The organism is Fodinibius roseus, from assembly GCF_900129315.1.
GTDB lineage: Bacteria > Bacteroidota > Rhodothermia > Balneolales > Balneolaceae > Fodinibius > Fodinibius roseus.
On the sequence record NZ_FQUS01000044.1, the window covers coordinates 1 to 12,781 of the forward strand.

The 12,781-nt window shown below is 31.5% G+C and carries 9 protein-coding genes; 6 read left to right on the top strand and 3 right to left on the bottom strand.

What is annotated here, in order from left to right; translation table 11 throughout:
* Positions 1-286: 286 nt before the first annotated feature.
* Complete coding sequence (locus BUB16_RS20505; protein ID WP_073068637.1) at positions 287-661, top strand: hypothetical protein; 375 nt, start codon at positions 287-289, stop codon at positions 659-661.
* A 239-nt stretch (positions 662-900) separates the two neighbouring features.
* Here BUB16_RS20505 and BUB16_RS20510 read toward each other — a convergent pair whose 3' ends face one another.
* Together BUB16_RS20510 and BUB16_RS20515 are read right to left on the bottom strand one after the other, a co-directional pair.
* Complete coding sequence (locus BUB16_RS20510) at positions 901-2,340, bottom strand: ATP-dependent nuclease (RefSeq protein WP_073068639.1); 1,440 nt, start codon at positions 2,338-2,340, stop codon at positions 901-903.
* A gap of 355 nt (positions 2,341-2,695) precedes the next feature.
* The gene (locus tag BUB16_RS20515) at positions 2,696-3,766 is read right to left on the bottom strand and encodes a PD-(D/E)XK nuclease family protein (RefSeq protein ID WP_211483257.1); all 1,071 of its coding nucleotides are present in this window, start codon (positions 3,764-3,766) and stop codon (positions 2,696-2,698) included.
* Positions 3,767-4,181: 415 nt separating this feature from the next.
* On the opposite strand from BUB16_RS20515, the gene BUB16_RS20525 reads away from it, so the two are divergent.
* The 5 genes from BUB16_RS20525 to BUB16_RS20545 all read left to right on the top strand — a co-directional run bounded on the left by BUB16_RS20525 (position 4,182) and on the right by BUB16_RS20545 (position 10,799).
* On the top strand, positions 4,182-5,024 hold the full coding sequence (locus BUB16_RS20525) for a phospholipase D-like domain-containing protein (protein WP_073068645.1): 843 nt from the start codon (positions 4,182-4,184) through the stop codon (positions 5,022-5,024).
* 109 nt (positions 5,025-5,133) lie between these two features.
* Positions 5,134-5,979: a hypothetical protein gene (locus BUB16_RS20530; RefSeq protein WP_073068647.1), complete on the top strand. Its 846-nt coding sequence runs from the start codon at positions 5,134-5,136 to the stop codon at positions 5,977-5,979.
* A 181-nt stretch (positions 5,980-6,160) separates the two neighbouring features.
* Positions 6,161-6,697, top strand: a complete 537-nt coding sequence (locus tag BUB16_RS20535) for a PH domain-containing protein (protein ID WP_073068649.1) — start codon at positions 6,161-6,163, stop codon at positions 6,695-6,697.
* A gap of 248 nt (positions 6,698-6,945) precedes the next feature.
* Entirely contained in the window at positions 6,946-8,973 is a 2,028-nt protein-coding gene (locus BUB16_RS20540; RefSeq protein ID WP_073068651.1) for an ATP-dependent nuclease, read from the top strand.
* The gene (locus BUB16_RS20545; RefSeq protein WP_073068653.1) at positions 8,958-10,799 is read left to right on the top strand and encodes a UvrD-helicase domain-containing protein; all 1,842 of its coding nucleotides are present in this window, start codon (positions 8,958-8,960) and stop codon (positions 10,797-10,799) included. The genes BUB16_RS20540 and BUB16_RS20545 overlap by 16 nt, the downstream gene beginning before the upstream one ends.
* Positions 10,800-11,167: 368 nt before the next feature.
* Here the strand turns inward: BUB16_RS20545 and BUB16_RS20550 are convergent, their stop codons facing one another.
* A complete protein-coding gene (locus BUB16_RS20550; RefSeq protein ID WP_073068655.1) occupies positions 11,168-12,676 on the bottom strand; it encodes an ATP-binding protein in 1,509 nt (502 codons plus the stop codon).
* Positions 12,677-12,781: the final 105 nt, after the last annotated feature.

Consider the following 12,781-nt stretch of genomic DNA (forward strand, 5'->3'; position numbering starts at 1 on the left):
CCCACAAATCGCTGGGGTATAAAACACCGGTAGAACTACTACCTTAACCGAAATCCTCTACTTTTAAGTGGCCCAAAAAATGGGGAAGCTGACACCCCTTCAAGGAAAATATTTGGCAGATATTCCTCACTTACTTTTCAACCAATTCTACAACTGTAAACTTATCTCTTTGGATCTACCTAATTACTTACCATAGACCAATTATTAAAACTGATCTTTATTTCTGTTAGTTAGGATTTACTTCTATTTTACAATAGCTGAATAACTTTTTGTCGATTGCACTGCTATGTTTGAGACCAGAAGGAAAGATATAAAAAAGCTTTACATGGAGTGTAGAGAAAGTGCTGACTTTCTGAACGCATTTCACCAAAAGCTGAGGATCTATGTTAAGAAAAATAAGCCACGCAGTTCAGTGGACTTTCAGAAGCTCACACACCACCTAAATACTGTAGCTAAAAGGGCTAAACGTAAGAACTGGGACACATCCCTTTATCTTAAAAAAGTCTCTGAAATACTCATTTATACACTAAAAGGAAAGCAAAAAGAAATAGATTTGAATCCTAATCAGGAGGATATGTTTAATTTCTCCCCTTTGGATCTAGAGGAGGATAATCGAAGACATAAGCCTATTGATTTTACTCCTAGAAGAGACAAGGAATAAAGAGGGTTAACGTTTCCCACAATTCTGCACCTAGCCGATAGTCAATTTTAACTAAATATTAGAGGAAGGCTAATTGCTTAAAAAGAAAAGTGTCAGGCAAACAGTCCTCACCTTATCCTAATTAATCCATCCATGCAGTTACTATAGGTTTGGGATAGATGGATAAATCCAAATATTATATTAAAGTAGAAACTATCCCCCAGGACTTATTTATAGTCCCATAACTCACTGCCCTACAGTCAATATGAGATTGAAACAGCATGCTTTATTAGTTTAATAATCTTATCATTAACTGTTTTATAATTATCTATATGAGAACAAACACGATGCGATAGATCTACTTTTTTTATTGATTTAAAATGGAAAAAGTCACCATCTCCTTGCGATTTGTATTGAGTTAAAAACTTGTCTACCTCTTTTTCTAATTGTTTTGGTGTAACAGGTCGACCACCCAAAGTCTTTTGAACAGCATTAAGGGGATAGTAATATTCGATAGCCTTTTTTGATAATAGGATAAATCTATTTCCCTCATCATCTCCTACAAAATCACGTATTTCTCTAATTAATTTCTCCTTCTTATTTGGCTTATCAAATATTCCACAAATCTTATCCTTATAAACAGGAATATAAGATTGTGTCTTCATTATTTGGATAATTGACTCGGTGCTATATTTCGTTTTATCATAACCTCCAGCGTAATGGAAAGCTAATTTTTTCTGTTTTACATCTCCTTTAGCTACCATTAATTCATATATACGTTTTAAAAATACCTCATCACTCTTCCCCTCAACAATAATAATATTAGATGGAAAGAATAAATCAGCTGGACTACCCCCCAATAAATCATAGACACTTTGTTGCAGTTCACCTTCATTCTTTACTTGCAAAAAAATGGTTTCTCTTGGAGGGTCAATTATCGGGGCTTCTCTATTTAAATCTAAACTCTGATGATATTCTTTTTCCTCTATAATATTTTCAAGAGTAGGTTTTTTAAATAAATATTTATTTACAACTTTAAAATTATTCTGGTAATCAAATTTATCTATAAAGATGTGAGAATGTGTAGCTAAAATAATTTTCTTTTGAGGCAAATCTTCTTTCCCTTCAGAAACTTGTTTAATTAGGTCGAATAAGATTCTTTGAGTTTTAGGTTCTATACTCAATTCAGGTTCATCAATACATAAAACTTCTAAATCTGGATCTAATAATTTTACAAGTATACTCAAAACTGCCCTAGAACCTGATCCCTGTTGAGTAGGTTTTAACCCATCAATTCTAATTTCAGGTGGAGAATATCTATTTTTTTCATCTGACCTCTTTATTGATAACTTGCCAAAGTATCTATTATGCCACTCTTTTATCTTTTCCCTTTTATGATCATCTAAATTAAAAATTTCTTTAATTGCATCAGGTGCTTGTACTTCTGCTCTATTAGGACTGTAATTGCTTCGGTCATTATGAGCACGTTGGATCTGATTATCAAAGTTATGATCAATAGTAACAGAATTTGAGATATTAAATCTCAAAGGGGATATATAATCTGAGGAATTCCCATAAGCCTTATTGATACTTAGTAAAATTGAGGTCTTACCTGAATTGTTTTGCCCAAATAAAACTATAAGATTATTGTCTGGTAATTTTACATTACCTTTAAAACCCTTAATAGCCCTTAAATCCATTTTTTCTCTTTATTTATTTTAAATTAATAAATAAAATATCCAAAGAACTAAACTAAACAAATTTACAGTACTCATGTATTATACAATTAATATATATCAGTATCTTGCAAACATAAAAGTATCCCTATGAAGTAGATAAAATACATTAGTTGTTATACCTATGTTATACTATTTATATTTAACTTATTATGTACCAATATTTTACAGCATTTAAATCCACCAATTGAACTAAAGGAAATTTTTGACAATAAATTAAAATAAGTATTACCATATGGTATAGGTTGAAGAGGAATATCTTATTCTGTCTATTTATCACAATATACCTTTTTCTGTAAAATATGAGTTGATGCAATTCCTATAAAAATTTTTGCATTAAATCATTTACATCGCCTATAATTTTGCTTATAGAATTACTATCCCCAGTAACTTTCACTTCCTCATAAATCTTACCTGCGTTATTTTCTGGATGAGATTCCAAGGTGTTATATTTTTCTATCCGACTTTTAATAAAATTATTAAAGGCTCCCAAATGAGATTCATCACCCACCCAAAGTTCAACCCTGTATTCTTTAGGCTGTAACCTGACTTTAATCTGAAGTTTAAACCTGGAATTACCATCACTAATTACTTTCTCAAATCCTTGGACGTATTCTAAACTATGGGGTTTGTTAAGATGGAAACTGTTAAAACCATTCTCTTCCAACTTTATGTTATCTCTAATTATATCTCCCTTCTTTTTTATTTCATTTTTGAAATCTACGAAAGCATATTTATGAAGCAATTCAATTTCTGATTTATACTCTTGTAAATACTCTAAAAATCCCATCGTTAACTCTGTACCCTTACTTAAATTTCGAATAGTTTTAATAAAGTCTGTTAGGTAAATCTGTACCTTCTCATCTTGTGGCGTTACTTTATCCAGATACCCTTCAATGTTATTGAGTAAATCTTCATACAGGATTTCAGTAAACTTAAGTTTGTCCCAATTATCAGGTTTTCTTTTGGGTTGAAGTGACAGAACCAAATAAATTCTTTCTTTATCAGGATAGCTGTCCTTAATAAATTTTTGATAATCCTGTAAGTCATTATTCAGAATGGCAAAAAGTTTATTCTCAATTGCTATGCATTTGGTTTCTGTTTCAATAACAAGATCTATTCTATTTCCTTTATCAGTTACCACTTCCCTTTCTACATCCAGAACTGAATAGTCGGATGAAGTACCATCTTTATTTAAGCTCTCAACAGTATTCAATAGGGATTGAACCATTAGAGATGATAAACCATGATCATGAGTAGATTGAAAGAAAAACTGGAGCACATTACTTGCGACATCCTCAAAATGAGGATATCCCGATACTTCAAAAATGGTGGGAGTATTCTTCGGAATTGGATTAAGAATCCTAAATTCCGATACCAGTGTTTCCAAATCTTGTAATTGGTCTCCTGGATACGTCAAAACAGTGCTAATCTCTGATTTTAGTTGAAATGATTATTGGTTTGAAATTTATTAAAATCGATTTTAGCTGGTTTGAAATCATAAGACGCTATTATTTCTGCAAGGCTCTTAAATATTCTATGCCATTCTTTACCAGAACCTGGTTTCATAGTGAAATGAAATTCAAACTGGTAGATTTTTTTCATCCTATAATTTCAAATAAATTCATCTATAAAGCTAAATATAACATTCGTAGTTACATAAATATACTATGTAAAGATATTATATAAACAAATGGAACTGAAAAATACGCTAACAGACTCCATGATTGATAAACTAACCGAAAATGAGTTACTTGCTATAAGTTTCTAGTTAGGTTCTCAAATTTTAAATGCCAATTATACCAATGAAAATAATTTCGCCAAGTAAGATTTCTGGAGAGATTTTTACTCTAATTGATGAAGCCGATCAATTTGTTGTATTAGTTTCTCCCTATATCAAAATACTTGGCTGGCATAAATTTACCAATAGACTGAAAAACCTGCTTGATAGAGGAACAAAATTGGAAATATATGTCAGAGATGGTCAAAAAAACTTAGATTCAATTAACCAACTAAAGGAAATGGGTATTACTCCTTATCTAATACCCCATTTACATTCAAAATTATATTTCAATGAGAAGTCTGCTATTTCCACATCCATGAACCTATTGAGTAGTTCTGATAAAAACTCTTTAGAGATAGGTCACAAGTCAGAATATCAAAAAGAATATGATGAGATAGTTAAATATTATAAAAGGTATATACGACCACATAAAAAGAATATCTCAGATTTCGAGACAACTTTAGAAGATGAACTATATTCTAAATTATCAGCTTTTCATAAGCTAAAAATTTATTCAAACTTCTATTCATTTGATGTTCTAACCGAGAATAATAAATTCTCGGTACAAATCATGAAAGATCAGAATGGCAGGAACACATTACAGATTCAAGGAATCTTGTCAAGAAAGGAATTTGAAAAAAGAGATTTTTTCCACTCCGAATATAATAACTTGAACAATCTAGGAATTGATTTTATTGAAGGTCAGGATAACAATTATGATACAGTTATAGGGTTTTCCAAATGTAATATTGATTCATCAAGAATTTCAAATGTTTTGAACTTAGAGAAAAATCTTATTTCCGATTTAATAACTTCTTTTGTCCAAAATATCGAGGCTTTTAAGCATGACTCCCGCAAATCTTGAAGCCTAACCAACATTTAAGGGGACTGGACTCGCCAATTCTTGCCCGCTTCCTTTTTGATTGTTACTCTTTCTTTAATAGACAATTACTAACAACCAAGAATTAAATATAATGGCTTTTTTTGATACAATTTTTAAGAGAGAATTAAAATCCATAAGTAAAAAAAATAAACGTGCTTATATACCACACAAGTATTATAAATATGCTCCAAAAGACGACATAGAAATGAAAATACCAGTGCCAATGTACTATTTGATTTATAATGATTGGATCAAATTTCGTATCCCTAAAAGTTTCTTTCAAAAAAATATTCTATTGGGTGAAATTGTAAGTATCCCTGATAAAATATTTACTGGTAACCTAGTTAAAACTGGAATAATTGATGACTATGAGAAGCAATATGTAAATGAATACGATTTTCACTACTTCAGGCATTCAGTCAATATCAGTGAAAAACACAATAATAAATTCAAAATAGATACTGTCAATATTAATTGTAAGTTAAATCATTTTCTATCCGAAGAAGAAAAACCTCTTGTCACCCATCACTATCCAATGACTTCTTTTTCTGATACTAATTATAATGGTAAAATCAAACTCTATATAAGTGGTGGTTTAGGATTTAAAAGCGAAGGTAAAGTTAGTGCAGGTAATATAAAAGGTGAAGGTTCAATAAAGAGCAATGCTGATTTTGAGTATGAATACAATCCGAAGGTTGCAAATATCTCTAGCTATGCAAACGGCAGTGAACTTGATTTTACATTTAATAGAATAGATTCTGGTGAAGAAAAACCATACCCCACAGGAGCACTCGAAATTTTTGGTATCATTATGCGACCACGAGAAATTAAAGATGTGACTTTAAAAACCTCTGTAACAATCAATAACCATCCTATTCCATATGAAGGTATAACTAAACTATTATTGTCTGAAAGTAATCCTGAGGAAATATTATAAAATTAAAACTGGTTAAATGTGTAATTCTCACCTACCCCCTTCAAAAAAGTAAAGCTCAGGCAAACAGTCCCCTTCTTTATTTAGTAGTTTTTGTTTTATACAGTTTCTATAGTACATTTTTCATTAAATCAACATTGGTCCCTTATACAAGGTTGTTACGTACACAATCCAAATTCAGATAATGCAATCAAAAGTTATGAATGATTATTTATATAAAAGTCATCCAAGTATTTTCAAGAGTCATCCTGTAGGATTTATACTATGCGTTTTATTAGGTTTTTTAGTTTGGGGAATTGGTTTTGTGATATTATTCATTTGGTGGCTAAAAGTGAAAGGAATTCTATTAACTATTGATAATAGAAAAACCATTTTACGAAAAGGAATATTTTCAAAACAGACAAATGAAGTTTATCACAGCGATGTTAGAAATATTCAGGTTTCTCAGTCATTTTTTCAACAAATATTTGATGTAGGTACACTTCAAGTTAGTAGTGCTGGTCAAAGCAATATGGAAATTTCTGTTTCTGGAATTCCTGATCCTGAAAAAGCGAAAAAAATTATCAATAACCAACGGAATAAGAATCAAGAAAATGGGAACAATTTAAATTCAACTAACCAATCAACCGCCGATGAATTGCAAAAATTAGCTGACCTCAAAGAACAAGGTATAATTACTGAAACTGAATTTCAGCAACAAAAAAAGAATATCTTAGGATAATATATGGTCCAAAATGTATGTGTTCGTAACCCCTTCAAAAAGGAAAACGTCAAGCAAACAGTTTTCTCCTATATCCATCCATATAGATGAAATATATTATACTTATACTATGCTTTGAGAATGGACCTTAGTCCAGATAAGCTCTGGTTATCTTTCGTATCAGTTTTTTTATCGTGACGCTTTTATTTGTAGATGTTTAAGCAGCCTAAAAGAGTATTATAGATTACCTCTAAATAACATCAATAGTTATGAGAATAAACAAGATTGAGATTAGTAATTATCGATTGTTGAAAGATTTTGATATCAACCTTGAGGAAAACCTTTCTTTAGTCATTGGGAAAAATAATACTGGCAAAACATCCTTTCTTTCGGTCTTAGAGAGGTTTCTTACCTTCTCCAAAGATAGATTTTCTTTTGAGGACATTAATCTTGAATCGAAACAATCATTCAAAGAAAAATTTATTCAAGATAACTTTGAGGAAGAATATTCCTTTGGAATTACACTAAAGCTATATATCCATTATGATGAGGAAGACAATTTGTCCAATATTTCTGAGGTTATGCTCAATCTTGAACCTGACCAAAATGTCGTAGTTATAGAATTTTCGTATTCCATTTTGTACGAGGAGATTCAAAGACTAAAAAAAGATTTCACAGAATTTAAAAAAGACTATGCCGGTGATCCTGAAAAGGATATCCTTTTTTATCTTGCTGAAAATTACAAATCGTACTTTGCTGTTCGCAGGAGAGCTTTAGAGTACAAGAATGAAGAAAATACAGTAAGTATAGAAGAGCAGAGTACGATAGATAAAATCATAAATTTTAAAAGAATTAAAGCCAAAAGAGATGTGGTTGATACAGATGGATATAAAACTACTTCTGATAAAACTCTCTCAAGGAAATCATCACGATTTTATAACAAGATATCCAGTCCAGAAGTCGAGAACGAAAATATTAGAAGATTGAACAAGGAGCTCAGGAACACCGATAAGGATTTAGACGAGGTATATACTGACTTATTTGCAGGTTTACTTGACAAGGTTAAAAGATTCGGTGGCATAAAAGAGAATGAATCAAAACTTGAAATCAAATCTAAGCTGGAAGGCAGGAACTTATTGAAAGATAATACCTCCGTGATGTACAGTCAGGAGGAACAGACTCTACCCGAAGATTATTATGGACTGGGGTATCTAAATTTAATTTCAATGATTTTTGAAATTGAAGTTATCCTTAATGATTTCAAAAGAAAGACATCAGAGACGGAAGTTCCATCTGATATAAATTTATTCTTTATAGAAGAGCCGGAAGCTCATACTCATCCACAGATGCAATATATTTTTATCAAGAATATTAAAGATCTACTCGAAGAAGAAAGAAATGGTGAGGAAGATGGTATTGAAATAGATTTACAAACAATCATTAGCACGCACTCATCTCATATTACAGCTGAAAGTGAATTTGATGACATAAAGTATTTTGACAGAACTAATGTTAACAGTGTTATATCCAAGGATTTAAAACAATTAGAAGGGGAATATGATGAGGATTCTGATCAATATGAGTTCCTTAAGAAATACCTTACACTGAGCCGATCAGAGCTATTCTTTGCCGATAAAGCGATTTTAATTGAAGGTGACACCGAACGTTTACTGATTCCTTCTATTATGCGAAAGATGGACAATGAGAATCAAGAAGATAAACTACCTCTTTTGTCACAAAACATTTCAATTATTCAAGCAGGAGCATATGCACATATCTTTGATAAATTTATAGATTTTCTTGATATCAAAACTCTGATTATAACGGATATTGACTCCGTTCATGAAAATGGTAAATGCCCAGTGGAGGAAGGGGCAAAAACAAGTAATAATACTATAAAGTCTTTCCTGGGAAAAGAAGAACTGGATGAATTAGTTGATCTTAGAAAAGATGAAAGATGCTTGTCAAAAGAAGAAGATGGTTGGCAAAATGACAATAGCGGAGATTTACTCATTGTCTATCAAAAGAAAGAGGATGAATACCATCCAAGAAGTTTTGAAGATGCATTCATAAACAAGAATTTAACTTTTATACAAGAAAACAAGGATAGTTTTTATGGTTTAAAAAAAGCGGACAAATTTGATAATGAGCAATTAAGTTCATTTGAATTAGCTGAAAACTGTATAAACAAAAAAACAGATTTTGCATTGGATATCATCTATCATAGTAATGATGCAATTTCGAACTGGGATATCCCCAGCTATATTGAAGAAGGATTAACATGGCTCAAACAATAGACGAAATCTTTTCACATATATATGAAGGAAATAACTTCATACTGAAAGGTGGAGCAGGTAGCGGGAAAACGTATACCTTAATCGAGGTCCTTAAAAGGATATATACTGAGGATCCTGCTGCCAACGTTGCATGTATTACATTTACAAATGTCGCTGTCAACGAAATCAAAGAAAGAGCTCCCTTCAAGAGACTAAAAATATCAACTATCCACGATTTTTTGTGGGACACCATTAAAAGTTTTCAGCCTAATATAAAACAAGGGCTACTTAAACTCACTAATAACAGTGATATATCTTATTATGGTGATGAGGAGCTAAGTGAAGAATACTTGAGTGAAAAGAAAATCAAATATAGGGAATGGCGAAAATTAAATGAAGGAGTTATATCACATGACGAAGTGATAGCTATTTCCAGATATTTATTTGATGAACACAAGCTACTTTCAGACATCGTAAAGGATAAATTTGATTACATTCTTATCGATGAGTATCAAGATACCTTTGAAGAAGTTATTGATATACTCTTGGAACACTTAAAAAAGTCGGACAAGAATATATCAATTGGATTATTTGGAGATTCAATGCAGTCCATCTATCGAAATAGAGTTGGAAATGTTGAGGATTATATAGATCAGAATGAAATACAGGAAATACAAAAAGAAGATAATAGAAGGAATCCTGAAGTTATTGTAGAATTAATTAATAAGCTTAGGGATGATAACCTAGTACAAAAAACGGCTGATGATTCTGAGGCAACAAACTATGGCATTGAAGGGGGAATCAGCTTTCTGTTTACAGATTCAAATGATTTTGAAATCGAAGAAATAACAGATTTGCGTTTTTTTGATGGTTTTGACTTTGACGATGCTAATGAAACGAAGGAACTCTATCTAAGCCATAATCTGATAGCTGACAAAGTAGGTTTTCCTACGCTTATAGAGATTTATACCAAGGATCGAATTCTACAAATAAAAGATAAAATTCGAAGAAAAATCCGTGATGGTAAGATTGATGTAGACAAAAACTTAACTTTTGGTGAAATTATTGACAAAGAGTATGATCTTACAAAATCTGAGAAAAAATTTGTGGAGGAAAATCCAAGTCTATATCAGGAAGCAAGAGAGTATCCCTATAAGTATATCAGAAATATCTATCTAAATAGAGATCAATTGATAGGTGAGAAAAAATCATCTAAAGTTGAGGAAGGAAACGATACAAAAAGGGATACTCTAATAAATCATTTATTCCAAATTCAAGATTGTGTTCATCTATACAAAAATGCCAAACACAATGAGTTTATAAAAAAAACTCATTACCCTATCAAATCTGTTGCCGATAAGAAGAAGCTAAAAGAATCTGTTGATGAACTAACAGAAATGGGGGAAAGCTCTATTGAAGAAGTTATAGAATTTGCGGATAGCAGTGGAATCTGGAAAAAAGATGATAGGTTTAACAACTTTGTCCAGAATAAAGAATACATCTATAAACGTGTTAGAGAGGTGAAATTTAAGGAAGTTATCAACTTATATAATTATGTTGAAGCTTATACTCCATATTCAACCCAGCATAATATAAAAGGAGCTGAATTTGACAGTGTTTTTGTTGTGTTGGACAATGGAGGATGGAATATGTATAACTTTGAATATTTGTTTGAAGGAAATGGTAAAAATTCTGTTATAGAAAGGACACAAAAACTTTTTTATGTCTGTTGTAGTCGTGCAAAAAAGAACCTTGTAGTACTTTTTCAAGAGCCATCAGAGGAAGTATTAGAAACTGCTTCAGCTTGGTTTGGAGAAGAAAATGTACACGAATTAGCCTATGACTAAGTTTAATAATTGGAATTCACTCAAACAAATAGGAATGGATGGAGAGAATGAGAACTATCTTTGCCAGGTAGTAATGATTGGATTTTAGCAGAAGTTTGGAAGTAATGTTGTCACACTAATCACCTTTAAAAAGGTAAATGGCAAGCAGAAAATTTTAATTTTATAACTCATTCAAACAATCTTTTGGATAGATGGATATAAAAGCTATCAATTTGGCTTATCGTATTTACGAGGGTGTGTAAACTAAACTCTGTCCGGATTATTTATTTTTTAGGGTTACGGGTTAAGTGCGGTAAGACGTAAAATGGACTAGAGCTAAGTTTGGGACTATACCCCCAGGGTTTGTTTATAGTCCCATAAATCACCGTTTAAAATATTTTAGGAGTTTCTGCTTTGGGTATTGGATCTGCATCAGAAATTCTAGCAATAGACGAAAACATAAACGCATCTCCTAGAACTAAAGCCTCTTGTTGCTTCAACCCTGATATTAAATCTATTTGATTTCTATCTTCATATTCAATCGTGTTTCTAATAAATTCTAAATCACGATAATTTGTAAGTTTATGTACAATCAGTGAATTACATTGAGAAATTACAGTATGGGATACATCAGAAGGGCGTTGGGTTGCCACGCAAATATTGACACCATATTTTCTTCCCTCCCTAGCAACTTTTTCCACATAATAATTATTAATTACATCATTATTGTCCTCAGAGATATATCTGTGTGCTTCTTCTAGTACGAGTAATAGATTATCCTCTGTTTGATTATTCCTTTTATATGAATAAATAGTTTTGCAAATTTGATACGCAATAATTGCTAATACATCATTTGCTGTTTGGACTGATAAAATTAATAACTGCTTATCACTTCTAAGAAAATTAATAATTGAATTTTCATCTGTACTAAAAACACAATCATATCTGCTATCACTTAAAAATCCTTCAATTCTGTTTATTAAATGTCCACAATATCCTTTTATAAAGTTCCATTGGTTTTGGTTATTTTGTAGCTCTATCTCACTAATTATTTCACCTGGAAGTTCTGCAAAGTCATAATAAACTTGTTCATCAACGTTATCTGTACTTTTTAATTCTAAAATAGCAGATCTTAAATAATGAAGTACGTTTGGAGAGTCTTCCTCTAAAAGTTGAGTTAGCTCATAGAATGTTAAATTCTTGTGTGAAATCCTTAAATCCTCTACGCTTATTTTCTCAATTTTATCCTCGTTTAATCCATTTAATACCTCTGAATATTCATCATTTGAATCAATTATTATTGTTTTGAGACTGGTTTCACTTGAATTCTGTAAACGACCTCTTTCCAAATAGATACTTTGCAGTATAGAGGAAACCGTACATGACTTGCCTGTTCCAGTATTTCCAAATATTGAAAAATGTTTACCAAGTAAAGTATTTGGATTCGCCTTTACCGAAATATTTTGATAATTAAGGTCTGTTCCGATCTTCAATTCAGGTTCATCTTTACCAATTATGGATTGGTATATAGTCTCAAGAGTTTCTTCTTTGAGAGAAAATACTTCAGCACCTAAAGCAGGTTGATAGTCTAGCCCTTTTTCAAATTTCTTTTTAAAAGGGTTGTAAGTTCCAATCAGTCTAATTTTTGAAACGACTACATCTTTTTGCTCATTACTTTCAAACAACTCTTGACTATCCTTTTTGGGCTCGTATTGTTCAAATATTATACCTATTCCCTCTAAAGAATTAAATAAAGGTATTGAAACATACGAGTTTAAACTCCCAATTATATTTAGCCCATTTCCAGTAGAAATAGGTCTAGAAAAGATATCATCGTTGTGAATTACCTCAATGTATTTATTATTGATTTTATAAATTTTCCCAATCTTGAAACTCATTATTACTCCCTGTCAGCTTCCCCATTTTTCGGACCACTCAAAAGTAGAGGATTTGGGTTAAGGTAGTAGTTCTACCGGTGTTTTATACCCCAGCGATTTGTGGGG

Excerpts from the sequence above, each read along its gene's own strand:
- BUB16_RS20505 (WP_073068637.1), top strand. The coding sequence starts at position 287 with ATGTTTGAGACCAGAAGGAAAGATATAAAAAAGCTTTACATGGAGTGT.
- BUB16_RS20510 (WP_073068639.1), bottom strand. The coding sequence starts at position 2,340 with ATGGATTTAAGGGCTATTAAGGGTTTTAAAGGTAATGTAAAATTACCA.
- BUB16_RS20525 (WP_073068645.1), top strand. The coding sequence starts at position 4,182 with ATGAAAATAATTTCGCCAAGTAAGATTTCTGGAGAGATTTTTACTCTA.
- BUB16_RS20530 (WP_073068647.1), top strand. The coding sequence starts at position 5,134 with ATGGCTTTTTTTGATACAATTTTTAAGAGAGAATTAAAATCCATAAGT.
- BUB16_RS20535 (WP_073068649.1), top strand. The coding sequence starts at position 6,161 with ATGCAATCAAAAGTTATGAATGATTATTTATATAAAAGTCATCCAAGT.
- BUB16_RS20540 (WP_073068651.1), top strand. The coding sequence starts at position 6,946 with ATGAGAATAAACAAGATTGAGATTAGTAATTATCGATTGTTGAAAGAT.
- BUB16_RS20545 (WP_073068653.1), top strand. The coding sequence starts at position 8,958 with ATGGCTCAAACAATAGACGAAATCTTTTCACATATATATGAAGGAAAT.
- BUB16_RS20550 (WP_073068655.1), bottom strand. The coding sequence starts at position 12,676 with ATGAGTTTCAAGATTGGGAAAATTTATAAAATCAATAATAAATACATT.